The sequence below is a fragment of the Mesorhizobium comanense genome, from assembly GCF_005503535.1.
GTDB lineage: Bacteria > Pseudomonadota > Alphaproteobacteria > Rhizobiales > Rhizobiaceae > Mesorhizobium > Mesorhizobium comanense.
On record NZ_SCNN01000001.1, the window covers coordinates 63,425 to 88,340 of the forward strand.

The following is a 24,916-nucleotide window of genomic DNA, read 5'->3' on the forward strand; positions in this document are numbered from 1 at the left end:
AACAGCTCATGCCTCAACGAGAAAATGATCATGCATAAACTGGAACGTCTCCTGCGTCCGAAATCGATCGCCGTGTTCGGCGGCGTGCAGGCCGCGGCCGTCGTCGCGCAATCGATCAAGATGGGGTTTGCCGGCGAGATCTGGCCGGTGCACCCGACCAAGGACGAGGTCGCCGGCCGCAAGGCATACCGGTCCGTGGCCGACCTGCCCGGCGCGCCGGATGCCGCCTTTGTCGGCGTCAACCGGCACCTGACCATCGAGGTGATCAAGGCGCTGGCCGAGCGTGGCGCCGGAGGCGCCGTCTGTTTCGCAGCCGGCTTCCTCGAAACCGAAGCTTATGATGAGGACGGCGAACGGCTGCAGGCGGAGCTGGTCGCCGCCGCCGGCCAGATGCCGATCATCGGGCCGAACTGCTACGGCCTGATCAACTATGCCGATGGCGCGTTGTTGTGGCCCGACCAGCATGGCGGCATCCGGCTGGAAGAGGGCGGCAAGGGCGTCGCCATCATCACCCAGTCGTCCAACATCGCCATCAACATGACGATGCAGAAGCGCGGCCTGCCGATCGCCTTCCTGATGACCGCCGGCAACCAGGCCCAGACCGGCCTGTCCGAAATGGCGCTCGGCCTGATCGAGGACGATCGGGTGACGTCGCTCGGCCTGCACATCGAGGCTTTCGATTCCGTAGCCGGCTTCGAAAAGCTGGCGGCGAGGGCGCGCGAGCTGAAGAAGCCGATCATCGCCATGAAGGTCGGACGCTCCGAGCAGGCGCGGCAGGCGACCGTCTCGCACACCGCTTCGCTCGCCGGCTCCGATGCCGCATCGGGCGCTTTCCTGAAGCGGCTCGGCATAGCGCGCGTCGATTCCATCCCCGCCTTCATCGAGGCGCTGAAGCTGCTGCACATTACCGGTCCGCTGCCGGGTTACACTTTGTCGTCCATGAGCTGCTCGGGCGGTGAGGCCTCCGTCATGGCCGACAGCGCCGAGGGGCGCTGGGTGCGGTTCCCCGCACTGACATCGGAACATCGCGCGCATGTGAAATCGACGCTCGGCCCGCTGGTCGCGGTCGCCAACCCGCTCGACTACCACACCTTCATCTGGAACAACGAGCCGGCGATGACGGCCACCTTCACCGCCATGGTGTCGGGCGGCTTCGACCTGAACATGCTGGTGCTCGACTTCCCGCGACCCGACCGCTGCTCGGTCACCGACTGGTGGGCGACGCTGCGCGCCTTCGAATCGGCGCTGAAGACCAACAACGCGCATGGCGCCATCGTCTCCTCGCTGCCGGAGAACCTGCCGGAGGAATACACCGCCGAACTGATGGCGCGCGGCATGGTTCCGTTGTTCGGTATTTCCGAAGCGATGGACGCCGCCCAGGCCGCCGCCTTCATTGGCTGGGCCTGGCGCGAGCCTCAGGCGCAGCCGGTCGACACCCGGGCGGCCGGAGCCTCCGACGCACCGCGCGTCACGCCCGACGAGGCCGAGGCCAAGGCGCGCCTGATCAAGGCCGGGCTTCCGGTGCCCAAGGGTGAGCGCGCCGGCAATGCAGTCGAGGCGGTGATCTCGTCCATGGCGCTCGGCTTCCCGGTGGCGCTGAAGGCCCTTGGCGTCACCCACAAATCCGAGGTCGGCGCCGTCAGGCTCAACCTCAAGGACGCCGAATCGGTCAGCACCGCCGCGCATGACCTGTTGCCGCTGGGCAGCGGCCTCTATGCCGAGCGCATGGTGCGCGACGGCGTCGCCGAACTGATCGTCGGCTTCACCAGGGATCCGATGTTCGGCGCGGTGATGACGCTCGGGACCGGCGGCGTGCTGGTCGAGTTGCTGCGCGACAGCGTCACCCTGATGCTGCCGGCGACCCGCGACGACATCGAGGCGGCGCTTCGCGGCCTGAAGCTGTTCCCGCTGCTCGAAGGCTACCGTGGCCGCCCGAAGGCCGATGTCAAGGCCGCCATCGACGCTATCGCGGGCATTGCCGACTTCGTGCAGAAGAATGCCGGCGAGATCGAGGAACTCGACATCAATCCGCTGATCGTCTGCGTCGAAGGCAAGGGTGCCTGGATCGCCGACGCATTGCTGGTCCTGGGAGAAAACAAGAATGTCTGATGTCATTTCGACCCGCCGCGAGGGCTCGATCCTCGAGGTCACGCTCGATCGGCCCAAGGCCAACGCCATCGACCTGAAAACCTCGCGGCTGATGGGCGAGACCTTCAAGGCGTTCCGCGACGATCCGCAACTGCGCGTCGCCATCGTCAAGACCGCTGGCGACAAGTTCTTCTGCGCCGGCTGGGACCTCAAGGCCGCCGCCGGTGGCGACGCAGTCGACGGCGACTACGGCGTCGGCGGCTTTGCCGGCCTGCAGGAGCTGCGCGACCTCAACAAGCCGGTAATCGCCTGCGTCAACGGCATGGCGGTGGGCGGCGGCTTCGAACTGGCGCTGTCCTGCGACCTCATCTACGCCTCCGATCATTCCTCCTTCGCGCTGCCCGAGATCCGCGCCGGCACGCTGGCCGATGCCGCGACGATCAAGCTGCCCAAGCGCATTCCCTATCACGTCGCCATGGACCTTCTGCTCACAGGCCGCTGGATGGATGTCGCCGAGGCGCATCGCTGGGGCCTGGTCAACGAGGTGCTGCCCAAGGAGAAACTCGAGGACCGCGTCTGGGAAATCGCCCGGCTGCTGGCCAGCGGTCCGCCACTGGTCTTCGCCGCCATCAAGGAGACCGCGCGGGCTGCCGAGGCGCTCACCTTCCAGGATGCGATGAACAGAGTGACCCGCCGTCAGCTGCCGACGGTCGACGCGCTCTACGGCTCCGAGGACAACATGGAAGGGTTCAGGGCGTTTGCGGAAAAGCGCGAGCCGGTTTGGAAGGGGAGATGACTCTACGGAAATGACAGTGCGAAGCACCCCTCTCTGCCCTGCCGGGCATCTCCCCCGCAAGGGGGGAGATCAGACGTCATCTTTGCTTTCGCCAATCATGAACGTCGCAAGAAAAGCGCCGCGGCCAAAGTTGCCAATCTCCCCCCATGCGGGGGAGATGGCCGGCAGGCCAGAGAGGGGTGGCTGGGCTCAATCTTTACAGTCTGTGCAGGCGCCATGACCGACTACAAGACTCTCATCGACGCCGAGACCTGGGCCTTTATCGAGCGGACCAATTCCTACTATCCGCCGGATACGATCGATTACACGGTCGCCCAGCAGCGCGAAATCTATGACCGCATGTGCAGGGAATTCTTTGCCGGCTATCCCGAGGCTGTCGCGGTCGAGACGTCGGCCATTGCAGCGCCCTCCCATGACATACCGGTCCGCATCTACCGCAATGCCGTGCCCGACAAGTCGGCGATGGTGCTCTACGTCCATGGCGGCGGCTTCATTCTCGGCGGCCTGGACAGCCATGACGATGTCTGCGCCGAGCTTTGCGCCCGCACGGGCTATGAAGTCGTCTCGGTCGATTACCGGCTGGCACCGGAGCATCTGCACCCCGCCGCCTTCGATGACGCGCTGAACGCGTTCGAATGGGCCGCGCGGACCTACGATCGCTCCGTCGTGCTTTGCGGCGACAGCGCCGGCGGCAATCTCTGTGCCGCTGTTGCCCATGCGACACGTGGTCATGCGAAGCGGCCCATCGGTCAGGTCCTGATCTATCCCGGCCTTGGCGGCGACAGATCGAAGGGGTCCTACCTCGTCCATGCCGAGGCGCCGATGCTGACCATGCGCGATCTCGAATTCTACAAGAACATACGCACTGGTGGCGTGGATCGCGGCACGGACATCACGCAATCGCCCCTGGCCGACGCTGACTTCACCAACCTGCCGCCGACAGTGCTGATCACGGCGCAATGCGATCCGCTGTCATCGGATGGCGAAGCCTATCGCGACCGGATCATCGCGGCGGGCGGGCACGCCATCTGGACCGAGGAAAAAGGGCTGGTGCATGGCTATCTCAGGGCCAGGCACACGGTCGGCCGCGCCCGCGCGTCCTTCACCCGCATCGTCGACGCGGTGGCCGCGCTCGGACAGGGCAACTGGCGCTGGTGAGCCCGGCCTAGAAGGCGGCCGTCGCCGGGCGCCGCCGTGCCGGGATAACATTGCCCGCCTTGTTCGCGGCCGCATCCGTCTGAAGGGCGATGCTGAAGCACGCACCGCCGCCCGGCGCATCGCTCACCGAGACATGGCCGCCGTGCCGGCAGACGATTTCCCGCACCAGATTGAGGCCAAGTCCCGCACCCCGGTCGCGCGGCTGCAGCCGGTGGAAGGGCTCGAAGATGCGTTCGCGCTCCTCGAAGGGGATGCCGCTGCCTTCGTCCGAGACTTCGATCTGCCCGCCCCCCGATACTCGGACCAGGATCAGCCCCTTCTGGCCGCCATGTTCGATGGCGTTCTGGACGAGATTGACGACGGCGCGTTCGAGCGCGTTCGCATCGCCCTTGACGACGACGCGCCCCTCGCTTGCCTCGAACGACAGCTCATAGCCGTCAGCGATGGCGAGCGGCGCGAGATCCGCGGCAACCTGCCGGCACAGCGAAACCAGGTCGACATCGACAAACGCCGCCCTGCCGTGATCCAGCCGCTGCAGGTCCAGCATCTGTTCGGCAAGGGCCGCGATGCGTCCGGCATCCACCAGAAGACGGTTGCGGAAGGCGCTTTCCGGCATCGTTTCCAGCCGTGTCTGCAGGATGGCGATCGGCGTGCGCAATTCATGCGCCGCGTCGAGCATGAACCGCTGCTGGCGCTCATAGCCTTCGTCCAGCCGTTGCAAGGCGCCGTTCACGGCCTGCACCAATGGCTGCACTTCGGTGGGCACGCCCGCTTCCGGCAACCTGTCGCCGCGCCGGTCGACATCGATCTTTCCGGCGCGCTGGACGATCATCGACAGGCTGGAAAGCGATCGCCCGACGATCCAGGGAATGGAAACGACGGTGATCAGCACCAGCAGGATGACAAAAGGGATCATCAGCAGATTGGACAGCACCAGCACGATATAGGCGATGCTGAACATCCGGCCGCCGGCCAATATGTTGAACTCTCCCGCCGGACCGGAAGCCCGCCTCACCACGGCGGCGAGGCTGTAGGGCGGCACGGCATCGCGAATGTCGGCAAAGGCCACCTTGTCGAGGTGCATTCCGAACATTCGGTAGGGTTCGGGCACGGGACCGTGACTGATCATGTTGCCCTGCTCGTCGCGCGCCACGAACCAGATGTCGGGAACCGACTGGCGCAGCTCGTGCAATTCGTCGGTTTCCACCAGTTTGAGCCGGCCGTCGCCATCGCGCGTGATTGCCCGCGCCGCGATCTCGGCGACCTCCGGATCGACCACCACGCCGCCCAGCCCCGCCTTGACCAGAAAGGCGATCAGCAGCACGGCGGCAAGCATCAGCACGCCGATCTGGCAGAGCAACAACTGGATGATCAGGGTTCGCCGCAGCGAGTTCTTCCGCAACCACTTCACCGCGCCGGCCTCATCAGATAGCCGACGCCGCGCATGCTATGGATTTCCACACCGGCCTTGGCATCCGACAATTTCCTGCGAAGCCTGGAAACATGGGAATCAAGCGCATTCGACTGGATCTCGTCGTCGAAAGTGTAGACAGCCTCCTCGAGCGCGGAGCGCAGCACTGTGCGGCCCTGGCGCCGGATGAGCGCCTCCAGCACGAGCAGCTCGCGACGCGGCAGCTCGAGCGGTTCCCCATTGACCTGCACCTCGCGGCTGTCGAGGCTGAATTCCAGTGCGCCGATGCGGGCCACGATCGAATCCATCGCCGGAGGGCGGCGTAGCAGGGCGCGCACGCGCGCAAGCAGTTCCTCGACGGCGAACGGCTTGGCCAGATAGTCGTCGGCGCCCATGTCGAGCCCATGCACGCGATCCGCCACCGTACCTCGCGCGGTCAGCACGATGACCGGGATGTTGGCGCGGATCGAACGCAGATGCGGGATCAGCGCGATGCCGTCGCCATCGGGAAGCTGCCGGTCCAGCACGATGACGTCGTGGACGTTCTCTGCCACGGCGTCTTCGGCGATAGCGAGCGTCGGCGCGTGATCGACGATGATGTCGTAGCGTGACAGCGCTGATGTCAGCGCATCGGCCATCTGCGGTTCGTCTTCGACAAGGAGGAGGCGCATCGCGATTCCCATGCTGCTTCTGCCGGACATGTCCCTCCCCATGATTGCCGCAACATTACGATGCCGGCGCCGCCACGCCGGGCCGCTCCCGTCCACAAATTCCGCGTTCCATTCGCAGGGGGCGTAATGCAGGCGCAATGCCGGGCGCGCAGACCGGTCCCGCGGGTGGTGACACGAACAAGGATAAAGCTGCGATCATGACCAGGCTCGGAAGCGCTTTGGCGCTCATTCTCTGCGCCACAACGCTCAGCGCATGCGTCGACACGGACGATTACCGTGACCGACCTTGGCGCGACCATCATTGGCGCGACCGCGACCACAGACCCGACAGGCCATGGCAACCGGACAGACCATGGCGCCCCGATAGGCCGTGGCGCCCCGACAGGCCCGATCGTCCGGACAGACCGGATCGGCCCGACAGACCCGATTGGCCGGACAGGCCTGATCGTCCGGACAGGCCTGATCGGCCCGATAGACCCGATCGCCCTGACAGGCCGGACCGTCCCGGACGACCTGATTGCGGCGGGCCCGCAATCGATTGCGCGCCGGTGCCCGACATACAACCCGGCGGCCCGGACTGCGCTGGCGGCCCGGCGACGACGCCGTCGCCCGACTGTATCGAGCCGCGCCGGCCGCGTCGCAATCCCTGACCGAGGGCGGGCAAGTATATGCGGCCTTTATATCTAAGGCCAAAACCTGCTCTCGAATTCCTATGCTGCCAGCGACTATGTAGTGCCGGGCCGCCATCTGACTGGCGGCTCGACCAACAAACTGGCTTCAAACGAGCATGAAATCACATCCAACCTGGCTGACCTCCGGGGTCGGCCACCGGGTGCCGACGGAGTATTTCGTTCTGGCAAACCTCAGGGAACAGGGCACGATCATCGGCCAGCTCGCCGGTCATCCGATAGCCGATACCGTCGTCGACGCGAGCGGCCTGCAATATCATTTCGTCGGCGTTGCACCGCGCGACCGCACGGGACGCTTCGATGTCGAAGCGCTCCGGGCCGGCGAATGGATCGTCCAGCCCGGATTGGTCTATGAAGTTGATCGCAAGGCGTCTCCGTCAAAGCCGCCACGGCGTGGGCGTGGCTTGCACCGGTCTTGATTGCGCGGCGTCGGGGATGCTCCCGGACAGAGCCAGCATGGCCTCCCTTATGGCGGTTTCGGTTTCAGGGCGGACCGGTGTCAGCGGCAGACGGACATCCGGGCTCGTTCCCATCGCCAGGCTGAGCGCATATTTGATCGGCACGGGGTTGCTCTCCAGTTCAAGCGCGGCGATCAGTGGCCGCAAACGGTGATGGATAGACCGCGCGGTATGGTGGTCGCCCTGCCGGCACGCGTCATGCATCTCGACGCATAGCCGCGGCGCGATGTTGGAGACGACCGAGATGGTTCCGCGCCCTCCCATCGTGTTGAAGCCGAAGGCCGTAGCGTCATGGCCAGAAAGACAGATGAAGCGGCGCCTGAGCACGGCCGGGAGCGTCGATAGCCGGCTCACATCGCCAGTCGCGTCCTTGATACCGACAATCGTCGGGATCTGCGCCAGGCGCTCGATCGTCTCCTCCGACAGGTCGACGCCGGTTCGGCCCGGCACGTTATAGACGATGATCGGTATCCTGACTTTGGCCGCGACCGCTTCGAAATGGCGAAAGATGCCTTCCTGGCTCGGCCTGTTGTAATAGGGCGTCACGACAAGGGCGGCGTCGGCGCCAAAGGCCTCGGCTGCTGTCGAAAAGGCGATCGTCGTCTCGGTGCTGTTGGTTCCGGTTCCGGCGATGATCGGCACCCGGCCCGCACTGACCTTCACACAGAGCGCGACGATGTCGAGGCGTTCCTCCCACGAAAGGGTCGGGGCCTCACCCGTCGTGCCGCAGGGGACCAGGCCGTTGATCCCTTGCTCGATCTGCCAGCGCACGAGCGTGGCCAACTGCTTCAGATCGACCTCGCCGTCGGTGAATGGCGTTACCAGCGCGGTCATCGCCCCGGTCAGGCGCGTTCGGGCTTGTTCCGGTGTCATGGCAATCAGAGTCTCCTGGATGAATTCTTGGATGCACAATCATTTTGAGGTGCGAGGAAAGCAGAGCCGACAGCAGCGCGGCAGGCAGATCGATGTGGTCTGCTTCCACTATGCGGGCCTTGATCGGCGGCCCTGCGGATGTGGTTTGAATCGAACAATGCCAGCGCGCGCCGGCCCTGCCGATCATCGACACCGAACGCTCCGGTTTCGACGAAGCGGCGAGCAAGAGGACGGCGTCGAGCGTGGCGCCGGCCTCGACAAGACTGGCAAATCGCCGGCCTTGCCGGGACGGCCTGTCGAGCGACAGGGCGTGTGCCGCCTCCCAAAGCTGATGCTCAAGCAACCTGCCGACATGCGGCAGGCGATCAAGCAATCCAGCCAGAGCTTCGCTGTCGGGCCCGGCAGAAATGTTGGAATTGTCCATAGCCAGATCATTCCGGTCGGTCCGGAGCCGGACGCGGATCAGTTGAACAGGGAGAGCCGCACGCTCGCTGGGGCGAAGCGTATCGCGCCGGCCCGGTGGCCGCTTTCCATCGCGGCGAAACGCACGGCGGAAATCCTGTCGGTGAAGACGCCGCCTGTCAGGCCTTTTTCGTCGCGCGCGATCCAGTGGCCTTCGCCATCGCGCCCAACGACGAAGCGGTGAACGGCATTTCCATCGGGAGGGATAGGAGAGCCTTGCATTGTCGTCTCCCGCCTTTCAGGAAAGCTGGGCCGCGATCGCCGCAGCGGCCACCAAGGCGCCGACGACCAGCAGCCACCATGTCGATGTGAACGGCGCGACCAGGCTGGCCGGCCGGCGATTGCTGTTGGCCGCACGTCTGATCTGTTCGACCTGCGACGCCGGCAACGGACGATGGGTGGGCAGATAGAGCCCGTCTGAGAGGAACATCGAAGGCTTCCTTCTTTCTGGTACCGCCGCCACCAAGTGGCGGACGCCTGCAGCGGCTCAGGACCGGCTGCACTCAGAAAGATAAAAGCATCGGCATTTGTATTCGAGGCGGACAAAAACTGAAAAATATAAAAAAGTCATATGTTTATTACCCCGGGGTATAGGCCCAGGGAACGATGATGGCGGCGCTTCACGCCACCGAGCGCGCCGCTGCCCGGCCGGCGCCGCGGCCGGAAAAGATGCAGCCGCCGAGGAACGTGCCTTCCAGCGCGGCATAGCCATGCACGCCACCGCCGCCGAATCCGGCTGCTTCGCCCACGGCATAAAGCCCCGGCACCGGCTGGCCATCGGCACCCAGCACGCGGCTGTCGAGATCGGTCTGCAGGCCGCCCAGTGTCTTGCGGGTGAGGATGTTGAGGCGCACGGCGATCAGCGGGCCGTTTGCCGGGTCGAGCATCTTGTGCGGCTTGGCCGTGCGAATGAGCTTGTCGCCGAGATAGGCGCGTGCACCGCGCAGCGCGGTGATCTGCATGTCCTTGGAGAACGGGTTGTCGAGCTGCCTGTCGCGGGCACGGATCTCGCGCTCGACCTGCGCGGCGTCGAGCAGCGGCTCGCCGCCGGCCAGTGCGTTCATGCGCGCCACCAGCTTTGAAAGGTCGGTCTCGACGATGAAATCCTCGCCTTTTTCCATGAAGGCTTTTACCGGTCCGGGAATGCCCGAGGTGGCGCGGCCAAGCACCTGGCGCCAGCTCTTCCCGGTCAGATCCGGGTTCTGCTCCGAACCCGACAGCGCGAATTCCTTCTGGATGATCTTTTTGGTCAGGATGAACCAGGAATAGTCGAAGCCTGTTCCCATGATGTGGCTGAGCGTGCCCAGCGTGTCGAAGCCGGGATAAAGCGGCACCGGCAGGCGTTGTCCCCTCGCATCGAGCCATACCGAGGACGGACCGGGCAGGATGCGGATCGCATGGTCGGTCCAGATCGGCGCCCAGTTCCTGATGCCCTCGACATAGTGCCACATGCGGTCGCGGTTGATGATCGAGCCGCCGGCTGCCTCGGTGATCGCCAGCATGCGGCCATCGACGTGGTCCGGCACGCCGGTGATCATGCGTCTGGGAGCGGATCCCAGGCGCTTCGGCCAGTTGTCGCGGACCAGCTGATGGTTGGCGCCGATGCCGCCGGAGGCGACGATCACCGCTTGCGCATGAAGTTCGAAATCCCCTGCTATGTCGCGCGAACTCTTGTGACCACGCTCGACTGTGCTCGGTTGCAGGATATCGCCGCGCACGCCGGTCACGGCGGCGCCCATGCGCGTCAGTTCGTTGACCCGGTGGCGGAATCTGAAGCTGACCAGCCCACGCTTCTGCGCTTCCCGAACGCGCAGCACGAAAGGTTCGAGCACGCCGGGGCCGGTGCCCCAGGTGATGTGGAAGCGCGGCACGGAGTTGCCGTGTCCGATGGCATTGCCGCCACCGCGCTCGGCCCAGCCCACCACCGGAAAGAACTTCAGCCCGCGCTCGATCAGCCAGGAACGCTTTTCGCCGGCGGCGAAGCCGACATAGGCCTCCGCCCATTTGCGTGGCCAATGATCCTCCGGCCGGTCGAAAGCGGCGGTGCCCATCCAGTCATCGAGCGCCAGATCATGCGAATCGCGGATGCGCATGCGCCGCTGTTCGGGGGAGTCGACGAAAAACAGCCCGCCGAATGACCAGAAGGCCTGCCCGCCCAGCGACTGTTCCGGCTCCTGGTCGACGATGACGATCTTCTTGCCGGCATCGGCAAGTTCGGCCGCGGCAACCAGCCCGGCAAGGCCGGCCCCGACAATGATAACGTCAGCATCGTCAGCCATTTTTCCTCCCAGGATTAGCCGGCGAATTTCTATTCGAGCTTCAGACCGTCTCCCAGCCTTCCTTGCCGCCGGCGCGGAAGATCGCGTCGATGACCTTCTGGTTGGCGACGGATTCCTCCAGCGTGAAGACCCGCTCCTTGCCGCCGAGCGCCGCCCGCGCGAAGGTCTCGACCTCCAACCGGTACTGCTGCGTCCCGGGGAAACGGAACACCTGCGCCTCGGTATGGTTCTGGTTGTGCAGTTCGATGCGGTGATGGTCGTAGAGCCCGGCATTGAACGGCGAGAACACTTCGATAAAGCCTTTCTCGCCATGGAACACCATGACCTGGCGCGCCGCCATTTGGGTCGAGAGGTAGAAGGACAGTTCGAAATCGCCGAAATCGGCCCGGATCGAGGAGTAGATATCGGTGCCGAACTTCTTGTCGCGCTCGATCGTCGCCTGGACACGGCTAGGCTCCTTGCCGGTCGAGAAGCGCGTCGACACGGTCGGATAGACGCCGATATCGGGCAGCGCGCCGCCGCCGAGATCGAGCTTGTTGCGCATGTTGTTGGGGTCGACATTGTAATAGGAGAAGGCGCCCTGCACATGGCGCAGCCGGCCGATGGCGCCGCCGGCGATGAGGTCGCGCACCTTGATCCACTGCGGGTGGTAGATGACCATGAAGGCCTCGCAGACGAGCACCTTCTTCTGGTCGCGCAGCTTGATCAGCGGCGCTATATCCTTGGCGTCGAGCGCCAGCGGCTTTTCGACCAGCACATGCTTGCCGGCTTCGATGGCTTTGGCCGTCCACTCGACATGCTGCGAGGTGGGCAGCGGTATGTAGACGCCGTCGACCTCGTCGGAAGCGAGCAACTCCTCATAGGAGCCGAAGGCATGGCGGGCACCAAAACGCTCGCCCAGCGCCTTGGCCTTGGCCAGGTCGCGGCTGGCGATGGCCGACAGGACACCGTTCTCGGCTTCGACGATTGCCGGCAACAACTGCTCGCGACCGATCTTGGCCGTCGACAACACACCCCATCGGAACATCACGCTTCTCCATGTCGATCACGTCGATGGAGATGTGCCCGAAATCGTGGGAAAAGCCAATCGCAGACGCGGTCCACAAAGCGCCTTCGTCTTCCTCGGGTTTGACCCGAGGGTCCATTCCGCGACCGCGGCGAGGCTTCAGAGTTCCGGCCTGGATCCTGGGGTCTGCGCCGCGTCGCTGCGCTCCTTGCTTCGCCCCAGGATGACGTAACCGAGAGGCTAGCCCTTTCTCCCCGTCAGCGTCATGTCGAAATCGACGACGTTGGAATAGAGTGGGGTGCCGACATCCATGCCGTAGCGCGAGCGCAGCACTTTGCCGGTTACGTGGAACTTGATCGTGCCAGCCTTCAACCCATCCAGCTCGGCGGTGAATTTCTCCGTGGAGGTCCTGCCGCGCGCCGTCAGCTGGCCGGTAACCAGGGCCGTGCTGTCGCCGGTGCGGGTCACGCTGGTGGAGCGGAACTGGATCTCGGGGCTGTTGGCCGCGTCGAACACCGCGTCGGAGCGCAGGAAGGCATCGATGCGGCCCTGGCCCGTGCCGACGCTTTCCGGATAGATGGTAAGGTCGACCTTCGAGCGGCCGACATCGCCATTGTCGATGCGGATCGTGCCCTTGAAGTGGCTGAAGGCCCCGTTGAAGCCGCCGCCGCCGGCCTTGCCGATGGTGAAGCGGATGCTGGAACTCGCCGGGCTGATCGTGTAGCTGCCCGCGGCATCGGCAAGCACCACCGCAGCATAGACGGGCATGGCAAGGCACGCGGCGGCTGCCGCCAATCCGAGGATTCGCGCATGCATTGGATTGTTCCTTGTTCGGAGGCAACGCTCTCTGCGCCCTCGTCTCGATAAACGAGGCCAACGTCCATTCTATTCCCCGGCTGACGAAGGCGTGATCATGCGCATCAGCACACCGTCGCGCAGCATGAAATGGTGGCGCAGCGCCGCCGCGACATGCAGGGTCACCAGGGCGATACCGGCATAGGCGAGATACCAATGCGCCGACGCCCAGAAGCTTTCGCCGGCATCGGATTCGGCGAGCGGCAGGTTGGGCATCACGAACAGATCGAACGGCATCGTCGGGATTTCCAGCGTCGAGACCGAGACCAGCGCCCAGCCGGACAGGGGCAGGGCGACCTGGAAGGCATAGAGCGCCAGATGCGCAAGGGGTGCCGTGCACCGCTCGAGCGCTCCGACCGAAGGCGGCAGACGCGGCGCCGCATTGCCGAGCCGCCAGGCGACGCGCAGGATGATGAGGCCCAGCAGCAGAAAGCCCAGCGATTTGTGCAACTGGATGAGTTCGAAAGCGGCGCGCTGGCTGGTCAGCCTCACCGTGAGGAAGCCGAGGGCGAACTGGCCGATGAAGAGGATGCCGATCAGCCAGTGAAGGAGGATCGTCGCCCAGCCGTAGCGGGTGGGGGTGTTGGTGATGGACTGCATGGAAGGCGAACGTTGCTGAGCCGCGCTTTCTTCCACACTCGCCAGCTTGGCGCATGCATTGCCCTATGCCGCGCCGGGTCGACCCCCACTCCGTCTCGGCTTCGCCGAGCCACCTCTCCCCCGATCGACGGGGTAGAGGAAAGGCGCCATGCTTTTTGCGCTAAACGCCTGTCCAGCAAGGCTCCCTTCCTTTCCCTCCGGAGGGGGGGAAAGGTGGCGCTGCGTAGCAGCGACGGATTGGGGGAACCACGTGGCAATCAAGCCTCGCGCCGATCAGTCACGCCCGTCGCACAAGGTTGTGTGCATGCCGTAGACAAGGGTGGAGGACGCTTCATGCGCTCACCTTGAAGAAATCCACGAGCGCCCTGAGTGCCGGCCGCATCTGGCGGCGGCTGGGATAATAGACGAAGAACCCTTCAAAGGGCGGGCACCAGTCTTCCAGCACGCGGATCAGCCTGCCATCGGCCAGCGGCGCGCGGACATAGGGCTCGAAGACGAAGGCGAGCCCGGCGCCGTCGACCGCCGCCTGCGCGATCAGATGGTCCTCGTCGAGGATCAGCGGCCCCTGCGGGGCAATCTCCATCTCTTCGCCGCCGCTGGCGAATTCCCAGCGGTAAAGAATGCCGCTGGAGAAGCGGAAGCGGATACAGCGATGATCGGCAAGATCGCGCGGGTGTCGCGGCCTGGGGTTCACGGCGAAATAAGAAGGCGCGCCGACCACCGCGCCGCGAAGGTCCGGCCCGATGCGCACCGCGATCATGTCGCGCTGCAGGCTTTCGCCGAGCCGTACGCCGGCGTCGAAGCCGCCTTCCACCACATCGGTGAAGCGGTCCTCGATGACGATCTCCAGCACGATGTCGGGATAGGCGGCCGCGAAGGCGCCGAGCCGTGGCGTCAGCACCAGATGCGCCGCCGTGCGCGGCACGCTGAGCCTGAGATTTCCGGCCGGCCGGTCGCGCGCTTCGACCGCTGTCTCCAGCGCCAGGTCGATTTCCAAGAGCGCCGGACGCAACCGCTCGAGCAACTGCGCGCCTTCCTCGGTCGGCGCGACGCTGCGGGTGCTGCGCGCCAAGAGGCGCACGCCAAGCCGCGCCTCCAGGCTGGACACGGCGTGGCTGACCGCGGACGGCGCGATGGCCAATTCCCTGGCCGCGCCGCGAAAACTGCCGCATTGCGCGACGGTCGCCAGCACGGCCAGTTGCGAAAGATGCGCTCGGTTCATTGATCTATTTCTTGGAACGGCCCGTGCAAATGAGAGGCGATTATCGAACACAAAGCAAGGCACTATCTCTGTCGCATCGCAACAAGGAGATGCACGATGCAAACCCGCAAACTAGGAACTGAACTGAGCGTCTATCCCGTAGGCCTCGGCTGTATGGGGATGAGCTTTGCCTATGGCGGCCAGCCGGAGGCAGAGGCGATCGCCGCGCTGCACCGCGCCGTCGAGATCGGCGTCAACTTCTTCGACACGGCCGAAGTCTACGGCCCCTACAAAAACGAAATCCTGCTCGGCAAGGCGCTGAAGTCAGTGCGGCACAAAGTGACGATTGCGACGAAATTCGGCTTCAAGATCTTGGAGGAAGGCACAGGCCTCGACCGCATGGCCGGCGTCGACAGCCGCCCCGAGCACGTCAAGGCGGTGGCCGAGGCCTCGCTCAAGCGGCTGGGCACCGATGTCATCGATCTCTACTACCAGCACCGCGTCGACCCCAACGTGCCGATCGAGGATACGGTCGGCGCGATGGCCGAACTGGTGCGCGAGGGCAAGGTCCGCGCGCTTGGCCTGTCGGAGGCAAGTGCGGCGACCATTCGCCGGGCGCACGCCGTGCATCCGATCGCGGCCGTGCAGAGCGAATATTCGTTGTGGAGCCGCGACCCCGAGGAAGAGGTCTTCGCGGTCTGCCGTGATCTCGGCATCGGCTTTGTCCCCTATAGCCCGCTTGGCCGTGGCCTTTTGACCGGGACCATCGCCAGGCCGGAAACGCTTGACGATGGCGACTGGCGCCGCACCTTGCCGCGCTTCCAGGCCGAGGCCATGGAAGCCAATGCCAAGGTTATCGCCACGCTGGAAGGGCTGGCCGCTGAAAAGGGCGTCACATCGGCCCAGCTGGCGCTGGCCTGGGTGCTGCACCAAGGCGATTTCATCGTGCCGATCCCCGGCGCGCGCAAGATACGGCACCTGGAGCAGAATACGGCGGCGGCGGCGATTGAACTGAGCGCTGCGGAGGTGGCGGCGATCGGTGATGCGCTGTCACCGGACAAGGTTGTCGGCAAGCGCTACACGGAAGAATTGCTGGCGCTGGTGAATGGGTGAGCCTTCACCCTCCCCCTTGTGGGGAGGGTCGGCTCGCTGCTGCAGCGAAGCGGAGGCAGCGAGACGGGGTGGGGGAGCGCCCTACGAGTACCCCCCGATCCGCTGCGCGGATCGACCCTCCCCCTAAGGGGGAGGGTAAGGTCACCAAGGCACCACACCAATCTCGGGCCAGCACTCCCTCGCTCGCTGCCCCTTCGCCTCATGCGTCTTCTGATTATCCATTACCCGGTTGGGCGTGATGCGAAACGAGAAGACATCATCGAGACCGAACGGCGCCACCAGTTCCAGCTGCCCGTCTCCATCGAACCGCACCCCGACCGCATGCGTCTTGGAGGCGAAATGGCTGACCGACTCGCTCGCGCTCGCATAGCGCGGGCAGGGCTGACCGAATTTCTGCGGATACCACAGGTGCACACGCGCCTGGTTGCGCACTTCGACCGGCAGCGTCAGCCCCTCGAAATGCTTCGCCGCCCGGCGAATAACCGCGTCCTCCGCTTCGTAAGACAAATCGCCGTCATCGAAATAGAAGAGATCGACATCCTTGATGCCGTATCCCGGCGGCTTGCCGGTCAGATGGTTCCAGACACTGTTGTAAAGCGCGCCGGAAACCACCAGCCAATCCGGCAGCGCCAAAGCGCGTGTGCGCGACAGCGTCTCGGCGATCAGCGGATCGCCCGAGACGATGTCGAGAAACGCGGTGCGTTGCGCTTCGAAGGAAAGCCCGGCGTAGCGGAGATGGTCCATCGCCCTTTGGAGGGCGATTCGCCATCTGCTCGCAAGCTTTACCCTCGCAGCACCCCACCCGTCTGCTTGCCGACATTCTCGACAATGCGCTTGGCCAGCGCCTCGAAATCCTCGTCGGTCAGCGTCTTCTCGACCGGCTGGATCGAGACTTCGATGGCGATCGATTTCTTGTCGGCGCCGAGCGATGCACCTTCGAAAATGTCGAAGACCGAGACGCCCGTGATCAGCTTCTTGTCGGCGGCCAGTGCAGCCCGCACCAGCGTGCCGGCTTCGACCGTCTTTTCGACCACGAAGGCGAAGTCGCGCTTCACGGCCTGGAAGGCGGAGAGCTCCAGCTTCGGCTTGGTCTTCGTCGGCTTGGCCTTCGGCTCGGGCACGGCATCGACGAACACTTCGAAGCCGCACAGCGGACCCGAGGCATCGAGGCCTTCGAGCGTCCGGGGATGGAACTCGCCGAAGGTGCCGAGCACGGTCTTGGGCCCGAGCTTGATCGTGCCGGAGCGGCCGGGGTGATACCAGGCCGGACCGCCGGCCTCGATCTGCAGCCGGTCGACTGGCGCGCCGCAGGCTTCGAGCGCCGCGATCGCGTCGGCCTTGGCGTCGAAGACACCGACCGGGCCGGCATTGCCGGCCCAGCTGCGGCCGGAGCCGTCGAGCTTGGCGGTGCCACGGCGCACGCCGGCCGCAACGCGGCGCTGCTGGTCGGCGCCGTCGCCTTCATAGGTGCCCGACACTTCGAACAACGCCACGTCGCCGATGCCCTTGTCGGCGTTGCGCTGCGCGGCGGCGATCAGCCCCGGCAGCAGCGACGGCCGCATGTCGGACATGTCGGCGGCAATCGGGTTGGCGAGCTTGAGCGACGTCTGGCCGCCGCCGAACAGTTCGGCATGCCTGGCCGGAATGAACGACCAGGTGACGGCCTCCATCATGCCGCGCACGGCAAGTGCGCGCTTGGCGGTGCGGGTGCGCACCTGCAGCGTGGTCAGGATTTTCGAGTTGACCGCGTCATGCGCGCCGAGCGGCTGCGGCGCGATGTTGTCGACGCCGTGGATGCGCATGACTTCCTCGACCAGATCGGCCTTGCCGTCGACATCCGGGCGCCAGGAAGGCACTGCCACATCGACGACATCGCCGGAGCCCTTTGGCTTGAAGCCGAGCCGCGACAGGATGTCGAGGCTCGTCGCGCCCGGCACCTCGATGCCGGTCAGCCGCTTCACTTCCGACAGCGGGAAGGACACGATCTTGGGCTGATGGCCGGCATAGCCGACAACCTCGGTCCCGGCCGGCTCGCCGCCGCAGAGATCGAGCACCAGCCTGGTCGCCAGTTCCACGCCGGGAACCATGAATTCAGGGTCGACGCCACGCTCGAAGCGGTAGCGCGCATCGGTGATGATGCCGAGCGTGCGGCCGGTGCGGGCTGTCGTAATCGGGTCCCAAAGGGCCGATTCGATCAGGACGTCCGTGGTGTTCTCGTCGCAGCCCGAATGCTCGCCGCCCATGACGCCGGCGATCGATTCGACGCCATTGTCATCTGATATGGCGCACATGTCAGGGGTCAGCGTGTACTCGCGCCCGTCGAGCGCCAGCACCTTCTCGCCATCGCGCGCGCGGCGCACCACGAGATTGCCCGCAACCTTCCTGGCATCGAACACATGCAGCGGCCGGCCGCGATCGAAAGTGACGTAGTTGGTGATGTCGACCAGCGCGCTGATCGGCCGAAGCCCAATGGCGATAAGCCTCTGCTGCAGCCATTTCGGCGACGGACCGTTCTTCACGCCGCGCACCAGACGCAGCGCGAAGCCGGGGCAAAGCTCCGGCGCCTCGATCTTCACCTTGACCGGGGTTTCTCCCTTGCCGGGGATCGCCTCGACCGTGGTGTTCTTCAGCGTGCCGAGCCCGCTTGCCGCCAGATCCCTGGCGATGCCGTGAATGCTGGTGGCGTCAGGCCGGTTCGGCGTCAGATTGATCTCGATCACCGGATCGTCGAGATGCGCATAGGACGCGAAGCTGGTGCCGACTGGCGCGTCGGCGGGCAGGTCGATGATGCCGTTGTGTTCATCGGACAGTTCCAGCTCGCGCTCGGAACACATCATGCCATGGCTCTCGACGCCACGGATCTTGCCGACGGCAAGCGTCACGTCGATGCCGGGCACATAGGTGCCGGGCGCCGCGAAGGCGCCGATCAGGCCGGCCCGCGCATTGGGGGCGCCGCACACGACCTGCACGGGCGGCTTGCCGTCGCCGGTGTCGACGGTCAGCACGCGCAGCCGGTCGGCATCGGGATGCTGCACCGTCGTCAGCACCTTGGCGATGACGAAGGGTTTCAGGCCCGACTTGTCGTCGACATGCTCGACCTCGAGGCCGATCGACGTCAGCCGCTCGACGATCTCGTCGAGCGTGGCAACTGTTTCGAGATGATCCTTGAGCCAGGAGAGGGTGAATTTCATCGTCTCACACTTTCGCGTCGTCTTGAGCCAACACTTCGACCAGCCGGAAGCGTTCGCAAACCAGTTTCATGTCAGGCGAATAACCGCCATTGCGCTCGAAATAGGCGCGGTGGGCATCGCGCCAGTATTCGTAGCTCAGATCGCCTTCGCCCTCGTCGCGGGCAAAGTCCGCGTCGACTTCGTCGAAGCGCCGCACGATTGCCTCGGTCGTCTCGATGACGGCGGCGCGGCGGCCGCTGCCGTCGAGCACCACGTCGCGCCGCCCCACCACTGGAACGGGCTCGGAACCGCCATAGTCGCGCAACGCGCCGCAGGTCGCCGTCTTGCGGCCCGACAGCACCAGCGCCAGCAATTCGTCGGCCAGCTCAGGACTGTCGCCGAAGCGGAACGTCACCGCGTCCGCATAGGGATCGGCAGCTTGGCTCACGCGCTCAGGCCTCCGAACAGCGTCGGCATGTCGAGCGGGCGGAAGCCGTAATGCGACAGCCAGCGCACGTCGGCGTCGAAGAAGGCGCGCAGATCCGGCATGCCGTATTTCAGCATGGCGATGCGGTCGATGCCCATGCCCCAGGCAAAGCCCTGGTATTCGTTGGGATCGAGCCCGCCGGCGCGCAGCACGTTGGGGTGCACCATGCCGCAGCCGAGGATTTCCATCCAGTCGGAGCCCTCGCCGAAGCGCACTTCGCCGGGCCGCGAACGGTCGCACTGGATATCGACTTCGAGGCTCGGTTCGGTGAACGGGAAGAAGGACGGCCGGAAGCGCATCTTGACCGACGGCACCTCGAAGAACGCCTTGCAGAACTCCTCCAGCACCCACTTCATGTTGGCGACGTTGGCCGACTTGTCGATCACCAGCCCCTCGACCTGATGGAACATCGGCGAGTGGGTGGCATCGGAATCCTGCCGGTAGGTCTTGCCGGGGATGACGATGCGGATCGGCGGCTTCTGCTTCTCCATGGTGCGGATCTGGACGGGCGAGGTGTGCGTGCGCAAAAGCTTGCGCTCACCCTTCTCGTCCGGCTGGAAGAAGAAGGTGTCGTGCATTTCGCGCGCGGGATGGCCTTCCGGGAAGTTGAGCGCGGTGAAATTGTAATAGTCGGTCTCGATGTCGGGACCTTCGGCGATGGCGAAGCCGAGATCGCCGAAGATCGCCGCGATCTCGTCGATGACCTGGCTGATCGGATGGATGCGGCCGCGCTCGGCCGGCGATTGGCGCACCGGCAAGGTGACGTCGACCTTCTCGGCGACAAGCCGGGCAGTGATTGCAACATCCCTGAGCTCGGCCTTGCGGGCGGCGAGGGCCTCGGTGACACGGTTCTTCAGCCCATTGATGGCCGGGCCTTTGACCTGGCGTTCCTCGGCGCTCATGGCGCCGAGCGTCTTCAGGATCTCGGAGATCGACCCCTTCTTGCCGAGGGCCGCGACGCGCACGGCCTCGATCGCAGGTTCGTCGGTGGCCGAAGCGATCTCGGCAAGAAGTGAGTTTTCAAGGGTTTCAAGGCCGGTGGTTGCGTCGTTCACGGTCAAACTCGCTACGTTGGAAATCCGCACTAACGTGAAAGTCACGTTAAACGTGATGTTCAGGCATAAGAAAACCCGCGCCAGCCGTGCCAGCGCGGGTTCCCCAAATCAAGTGTCGAAAGTGCTTGGGAAGCGCTGGTCTTAGGCGACAGCGCTTTCAAAAGCGTTCGGCGTGGTGTTCTTCAGATATTCAAGCGCGACCTTGGCCTTGGCCACCAGCGCGGCGAAAGCCTGCGGCTCGTGGATGGCCATGTCGGACAGGATCTTGCGATCGATCTCGATGCCGGCCTTGTTGAGGCCGTCGATGAAGCGGCCATAGGTCAGGCCATGCTCGTGGGTCGCGGCGTTGATGCGCTGGATCCACAGCGCGCGGAACGAGCGCTTGCGGTTCTTGCGGTCGCGGTAGGCGTACTGCAGCGACTTTTCCACCGCCTGCTTGGCGATGCGGATGGTGTTCTTGCGGCGGCCGTAGAAGCCTTTCGCGGCTTTCAGGACCTTCTTGTGCTTGGCGTGAGCGGTGACGCCTCTTTTTACGCGTGCCATGTCATGATCTCCTTAAAAACGCTGTTCCGACCGAATGCTCAGAGGCCGTTCGGCAGAAAATTCTTGATGACCTTCTTGCCGTCCGGTTCAGCCAGAACCATCGTGCCGCGGGCATTTCGAATGAACTTGTTGGAACGCTTGATCATGCCGTGACGCTTGCCGGCCGCAGCCGACAGAACTTTACCCGTACCTGTGATCTTGAACCGCTTCTTGGCGGCCGATTTGGTCTTCATCTTGGGCATTTTGCTACTCCGTATTGTGGCGCACCATCGCGCTTCTTGTTCGCTTCGGGCCGACCAAAGCCCGAAAAGCAAATGAAACCGCCACGGCATGCCCTGCCGGGCGGTTTTCTTGGAACGGCGGTCCTATACGTCAAAGACGGCAGCTGTGCAACACCTGTAGAGCTGCGGCGCGCTGTCCCCCTTCAGGGCAGAGTGAACCACACCGGCAGCATGCCCGACAGCTGGGCGCCGTCGATCAGCTCGAAGGCCGGCAGCGCGATCAGGAATACCAGGCCGTCGAGCAGCGTGTTCAAGAGCAGGCGCGGCTTGAAGCTGCCGGTGTCGCCTTCATTGTAGAGCGACAGGTTGGGGAAGAAGCGCGGCACCTTCTCCAGATAGGCAAGGTAGGGTGCGCCAAGCGCTTCCTTGAGGAACTTTTCCTCGCGCAGGATGACGATGTGGAAGGCGCCCGCGCACAGCGCCGCAAACAGGACGATACCGGTAAATGAGCCGATCTGGGCGCCGACGCCGGCCGCGGCCACCGTCGAGAACACGTAAAGCGGATTGCGGGTGATCGAGTAGGGGCCGCCGGTCACCACCTCGGCGGATTTGCGCCCGCCAATATAGAGCGTCGCCCAAAGGCGCCCGACGATACCGAGGAAGATCAGCAGCACGCCGAACATCTCGATCGTTTCGTGCACCGGCGTGTCGGGCGGAAAGGTCGACTGGCCGAACAGCAGTGCCGCGAACAGCACCACCACCAGCACGGCGAGCACCAGCCGGCGTATCTGCTGGTAGTTGCCCAGCCCGTGCTTCAGTTCATTGTCCAAGGATTTATCCGATCGTCGAAGAGCCTGATGTGGCTGTCCAAAATGGCTCGGGTTCTGGACGCACGAAAGACACGACCGCCGATCGTCGCGGCTGCCAGAAAACGGGCGTCTCGACGGTTGTCGGGACGCCCTGTATCACAATTCAGGCGGATTTGGAGTGCGGTGGCCCGCCTAACCTTTTCGTGACCGTGCCGTGATTGCGGCCACCTCGGGCGAAACCAGGCTCAGCGCGGCGCCAGCACCATCATCATCTGCCGGCCTTCGAGCTTCGGCTCGGCCTCGACCTTGGCGATGGTGGCAACTTCCTCGCGCACCTTGTTCAGAAGCTGCATGCCGAGCTCCATATGCGCCATCTCGCGGCCACGGAAGCGCAGCGTCAGCTTCACCTTGTCGCCTTCCTCGAAGAAGCGGCGGACCGCCTTCATCTTGGTGTCGTAGTCATGGCTGTCGATGTTCGGGCGCATCTTGATCTCCTTGATCTCGATGACCTTCTGATTCTTGCGCGCCTCGGCCGCCTTCTTCTGGTTGGCGTATTTCAACTTGCCGAGATCGAGGATTTTTACGACGGGCGGCACCGCATTGGGCGATATCTCGACGAGATCGAGCCCGGCCTCTTCGGCCAGCAGCAATGCGTCGTTGATGGAAACATCGCCGCGGTTCTGGCCTTCGGCGTCGATAAGCTGGACCCGGGGAACCCGGATGTCACGGTTGGAGCGCGGGCCGTCCTTGGTAGGCGCCGCTGCTTTGAAAGGTCTGCGAATGGTCGTGGTCTCCTTGGCCGTTTCGTTCAGGGTCTGTCAGTCAAATGCATGGACGCGCCAATGTGGGAAGCGCGCGGGCGGAGTCAATAGCATAGCATTGACAGAAAATCACCCCGATCGCTGGCCTGTGCCAAACAAAGAAACAACACGAGCACTTTCCGCCTCGCCCGTGGCTGTGCCACAAGACCGGCGTAAGGAGAAGCCATGCCCGCCACCCCGCCAGCCATTCCCGACGTCCCAATCTTTCTGGATGTTGAGGGATCGCGCATCGCGGTACGTCATTCGGCGGGCTCGACTCCGGGCATCGTCTGGCTCGGCGGCTACAAGTCCGACATGCTGGGCACGAAAGCCGAGGCGCTGGCTGGCTGGGCGGCAAGCGAAGGCCGCGCCTTTCTGCGCCATGACTATTCCGGCCACGGCGAATCCGGCGGCGCCTTCGCCGACGGCACCATTTCGACATGGCTGTCGCAAAGCCTTGCCGTGTTCCGGCATTTCACCAAGGGCGATCAGATCCTGGTCGGCTCCTCGATGGGCGCCTGGATCGCGCTGCGCATGGTGCAGGAATTACGCAGGGCGGGCGACACAAGCGTCGTCGGCCTTGTGCTGCTGGCGCCGGCGCCGGACTTTACCGCCGAATTGGTCGAACCGGCGCTGACCGAGGCGCAGAAGCGCGATCTGGCCGAGAACGGTTTCTTCGCCGAGCCGTCGGATTATTCCAGCGAGCCTTACATCTACACGCGCGACCTGATCGAGGACGGGCGCCGCAATCTCGTCATGACCGGTCCGATCGACACCCATTGCCCGGTGCATATCCTGCAGGGCCTCGCCGATCCGGACGTGCCCTCCAGCCACGCGCTGAAGCTTGTCGGACTGTTGCCGGCCGACGATGTGACGCTGTCGTTGATCCCGGACGGTGATCACCGCCTGTCGCGGCCGCAGGACCTCGACATGCTGCTGCGGGCGGTGGGCGACATGGCCGCGCGGAGCAGTTGAGCATGCGCCTGTCCATTTCGATATCCGCCTTTGTCGCGGCGATTGTCGGGTTCGGCGGCACGCTGGCCATCGTCATCGCCGCCGCGCATGCTGTCGGCGCGACGCAGGTTCAGACGGCGAGCTGGGTGACGACCATCTGCCTTGCCATGGCGATCGAAAGCCTGTGGCTGTCGTGGCGCACGAAAATGCCTGTGATCACCGCATGGTCGACGCCGGGGCTGGCGCTGATGGCGGCCTCGAGCGGTTTTTCGATCGGCGAGGCGGTTGCCGCCTTCATCGTCACCGCCATCCTGCTGATCGCCACCGGCCTGTTCCGGCCGCTGACACAGCTGATCTCGAAAATACCGCCCTCGGTCGCTTCCGGCATGCTGGCGGGCATCGTCGTCACCTTCGCCCTCAACGCGGTCAAGACCATTCCTGTCGACCCCTGGCTGATCCTGCCGCTGATCGCGACTTTCTTCGTTATCCGCCTGTTCAACCCGGCGCTGTCGGTGCTGGCGGTGCTTGTCGGTGGTGGTCTTGCCGCGTTTCTCACCGGCCGCGTCGGTGGCCTGCCGGCGCCGGAACTGTCGACGTTGACGCTGATCGCGCCTGTCTTCACCGCCAAGGCGGTGATCGGCCTGGCGCTGCCGCTCTATCTCGTCACCATGGCTTCGCAGAACCTGTCGGGCCTCGCGGTGCTGCGTGCCGCCGGCTATCATCCGGAGCCTGGCCCGCTTATCGGCGTCACCGGCCTGTTTTCGCTGCTGTCGGCGCCGTTCGGCGGTTCGACCACGAATCTGGCGGCGATTTCGGCGGCGATCTGCACCGGGCCGGATGTCCATCCCGACCCCGCCGAGCGCTGGAAGACCGGTCCGTTCTACGCGGTCGCCTATCTCATCTTCGCGATTTTCGGCGCATCGCTGGTGGCGATCTTTGCCGTCCTGCCGCAGAGCCTGATCGTGCTGGTGGCCGGCCTTGCGCTGATGGCCTCGCTTGCCAACGCAATGGCGATCGCGCTGAAGGAGGAGGGTGAACGCATGGCCGCCACCGTCACCTTTGTCGTCACCGCCTCGGGCCTGACCTTGTTCGGCGTCGGCGCCGCATTCTGGGGCCTGATCGCCGGTTTGGCCGTGCTTTTCCTCGACAAGATCAAAAAGCGATAATCATTTCAGAAGCTTGTCCGGTTTCGCCTGAAATTGTCTTGAATCGCCGAT

General features: G+C 64.6%; 25 protein-coding genes. 7 read left to right on the plus strand and 18 right to left on the minus strand.

Going from position 1 to position 24,916, the window contains the following annotated elements; genetic code table 11:
• The first annotated feature begins 30 nt into the window (after window positions 1-30).
• The 3 genes from FFS37_RS00335 (at window position 31) to FFS37_RS00350 (ending at window position 4,042) form a co-directional block, all read left to right on the plus strand.
• Window positions 31-2,109 (plus strand): acetate--CoA ligase family protein, encoded by a 2,079-nt coding sequence (locus tag FFS37_RS00335; protein WP_137928946.1) that lies wholly within the window; start codon window positions 31-33, stop codon window positions 2,107-2,109.
• Window positions 2,102-2,884, plus strand: a complete 783-nt coding sequence (locus tag FFS37_RS00340) for a carnitinyl-CoA dehydratase (RefSeq protein WP_137928947.1) — start codon at window positions 2,102-2,104, stop codon at window positions 2,882-2,884. Before FFS37_RS00335 ends, FFS37_RS00340 begins: the two co-directional genes overlap by 8 nt.
• A 216-nt stretch (window positions 2,885-3,100) precedes the next feature.
• Window positions 3,101-4,042: an alpha/beta hydrolase gene (locus tag FFS37_RS00350; RefSeq protein ID WP_137928949.1), complete on the plus strand. Its 942-nt coding sequence runs from the start codon at window positions 3,101-3,103 to the stop codon at window positions 4,040-4,042.
• A gap of 7 nt (window positions 4,043-4,049) precedes the next feature.
• Here the strand turns inward: FFS37_RS00350 and FFS37_RS00355 are convergent, their stop codons facing one another.
• Both FFS37_RS00355 and FFS37_RS00360 read right to left on the minus strand, forming a co-directional pair.
• Entirely contained in the window at window positions 4,050-5,453 is a 1,404-nt protein-coding gene (locus FFS37_RS00355) for a sensor histidine kinase (RefSeq protein ID WP_171026128.1), read from the minus strand.
• Window positions 5,450-6,124, minus strand: coding sequence for a response regulator transcription factor (locus tag FFS37_RS00360; RefSeq protein WP_137928950.1), 675 nt, complete (start codon window positions 6,122-6,124; stop codon window positions 5,450-5,452). Before FFS37_RS00360 ends, FFS37_RS00355 begins: the two co-directional genes overlap by 4 nt.
• 787 nt (window positions 6,125-6,911) lie before the next feature.
• Between FFS37_RS00360 and FFS37_RS00370 the strand changes: the two genes are divergently transcribed.
• On the plus strand, window positions 6,912-7,232 hold the full coding sequence (locus FFS37_RS00370; RefSeq protein WP_210240423.1) for a hypothetical protein: 321 nt from the start codon (window positions 6,912-6,914) through the stop codon (window positions 7,230-7,232).
• On the opposite strand, the gene dapA is transcribed toward FFS37_RS00370, so the two are convergent.
• From dapA to FFS37_RS00410, 8 genes are all read right to left on the minus strand, one after another.
• Window positions 7,191-8,144, minus strand: coding sequence for a 4-hydroxy-tetrahydrodipicolinate synthase (dapA, locus tag FFS37_RS00375; protein WP_137928952.1), 954 nt, complete (start codon window positions 8,142-8,144; stop codon window positions 7,191-7,193). The genes FFS37_RS00370 and dapA overlap by 42 nt on opposite strands.
• A 462-nt stretch (window positions 8,145-8,606) precedes the next feature.
• Window positions 8,607-8,828, minus strand: a complete 222-nt coding sequence (locus FFS37_RS00380) for a hypothetical protein (protein WP_137928953.1) — start codon at window positions 8,826-8,828, stop codon at window positions 8,607-8,609.
• 16 nt (window positions 8,829-8,844) lie between these two features.
• Window positions 8,845-9,036 (minus strand): hypothetical protein, encoded by a 192-nt coding sequence (locus FFS37_RS00385; RefSeq protein ID WP_137928954.1) that lies wholly within the window; start codon window positions 9,034-9,036, stop codon window positions 8,845-8,847.
• Between the two features lie 190 nt (window positions 9,037-9,226).
• Complete coding sequence (locus FFS37_RS00390; protein ID WP_137928955.1) at window positions 9,227-10,885, minus strand: FAD-binding dehydrogenase; 1,659 nt, start codon at window positions 10,883-10,885, stop codon at window positions 9,227-9,229.
• Window positions 10,886-10,925: 40 nt separating this feature from the next.
• Entirely contained in the window at window positions 10,926-11,912 is a 987-nt protein-coding gene (locus tag FFS37_RS00395) for a Gfo/Idh/MocA family protein (protein WP_137928956.1), read from the minus strand.
• Between the two features lie 219 nt (window positions 11,913-12,131).
• The gene (locus FFS37_RS00400) at window positions 12,132-12,707 is read right to left on the minus strand and encodes a YceI family protein (RefSeq protein WP_137928957.1); all 576 of its coding nucleotides are present in this window, start codon (window positions 12,705-12,707) and stop codon (window positions 12,132-12,134) included.
• A gap of 69 nt (window positions 12,708-12,776) precedes the next feature.
• Window positions 12,777-13,346, minus strand: coding sequence for a cytochrome b (locus tag FFS37_RS00405; protein WP_137928958.1), 570 nt, complete (start codon window positions 13,344-13,346; stop codon window positions 12,777-12,779).
• A gap of 331 nt (window positions 13,347-13,677) precedes the next feature.
• Window positions 13,678-14,568 carry a LysR family transcriptional regulator gene (locus FFS37_RS00410; protein ID WP_137928959.1) on the minus strand — a complete coding sequence of 297 codons (891 nt, stop codon included), beginning with the start codon at window positions 14,566-14,568 and terminating at the stop codon, window positions 13,678-13,680.
• Window positions 14,569-14,664: 96 nt separating this feature from the next.
• On the opposite strand from FFS37_RS00410, the gene FFS37_RS00415 reads away from it, so the two are divergent.
• On the plus strand, window positions 14,665-15,660 hold the full coding sequence (locus FFS37_RS00415; RefSeq protein ID WP_137928960.1) for an aldo/keto reductase: 996 nt from the start codon (window positions 14,665-14,667) through the stop codon (window positions 15,658-15,660).
• Window positions 15,661-15,801: 141 nt separating this feature from the next.
• Here the strand turns inward: FFS37_RS00415 and FFS37_RS00420 are convergent, their stop codons facing one another.
• The 8 genes from FFS37_RS00420 to infC all read right to left on the minus strand — a co-directional run bounded on the left by FFS37_RS00420 (window position 15,802) and on the right by infC (window position 22,727).
• Complete coding sequence (locus FFS37_RS00420) at window positions 15,802-16,404, minus strand: nucleotidyltransferase family protein (RefSeq protein WP_137928961.1); 603 nt, start codon at window positions 16,402-16,404, stop codon at window positions 15,802-15,804.
• Window positions 16,405-16,442: 38 nt separating this feature from the next.
• Complete coding sequence (pheT, locus tag FFS37_RS00425; protein ID WP_137928962.1) at window positions 16,443-18,851, minus strand: phenylalanine--tRNA ligase subunit beta; 2,409 nt, start codon at window positions 18,849-18,851, stop codon at window positions 16,443-16,445.
• A 4-nt stretch (window positions 18,852-18,855) separates the two neighbouring features.
• On the minus strand, window positions 18,856-19,278 hold the full coding sequence (locus FFS37_RS00430) for an ASCH domain-containing protein (RefSeq protein WP_137928963.1): 423 nt from the start codon (window positions 19,276-19,278) through the stop codon (window positions 18,856-18,858).
• On the minus strand, window positions 19,275-20,372 hold the full coding sequence (gene pheS / locus FFS37_RS00435; protein ID WP_137928964.1) for a phenylalanine--tRNA ligase subunit alpha: 1,098 nt from the start codon (window positions 20,370-20,372) through the stop codon (window positions 19,275-19,277). Before pheS ends, FFS37_RS00430 begins: the two co-directional genes overlap by 4 nt.
• Before the next feature lie 141 nt (window positions 20,373-20,513).
• On the minus strand, window positions 20,514-20,915 hold the full coding sequence (gene rplT, locus FFS37_RS00440; protein WP_027053776.1) for a 50S ribosomal protein L20: 402 nt from the start codon (window positions 20,913-20,915) through the stop codon (window positions 20,514-20,516).
• Between the two features lie 38 nt (window positions 20,916-20,953).
• Complete coding sequence (gene rpmI, locus FFS37_RS00445; protein WP_006201248.1) at window positions 20,954-21,157, minus strand: 50S ribosomal protein L35; 204 nt, start codon at window positions 21,155-21,157, stop codon at window positions 20,954-20,956.
• Window positions 21,158-21,339: 182 nt separating this feature from the next.
• On the minus strand, window positions 21,340-21,966 hold the full coding sequence (locus FFS37_RS00450; protein ID WP_137928965.1) for a methyltransferase family protein: 627 nt from the start codon (window positions 21,964-21,966) through the stop codon (window positions 21,340-21,342).
• 224 nt (window positions 21,967-22,190) lie between these two features.
• Window positions 22,191-22,727: a translation initiation factor IF-3 gene (gene infC / locus FFS37_RS00455; protein ID WP_095819095.1), complete on the minus strand. Its 537-nt coding sequence runs from the start codon at window positions 22,725-22,727 to the stop codon at window positions 22,191-22,193.
• 204 nt (window positions 22,728-22,931) lie between these two features.
• Here infC and FFS37_RS00460 point away from each other — a divergent pair, with 204 nt between their 5' ends.
• Window positions 22,932-23,720, plus strand: coding sequence for an alpha/beta hydrolase (locus FFS37_RS00460; RefSeq protein ID WP_137928966.1), 789 nt, complete (start codon window positions 22,932-22,934; stop codon window positions 23,718-23,720).
• 2 nt (window positions 23,721-23,722) lie between these two features.
• Window positions 23,723-24,865, plus strand: a complete 1,143-nt coding sequence (locus FFS37_RS00465; RefSeq protein WP_137928967.1) for a benzoate/H(+) symporter BenE family transporter — start codon at window positions 23,723-23,725, stop codon at window positions 24,863-24,865.
• Window positions 24,866-24,916: the final 51 nt, after the last annotated feature.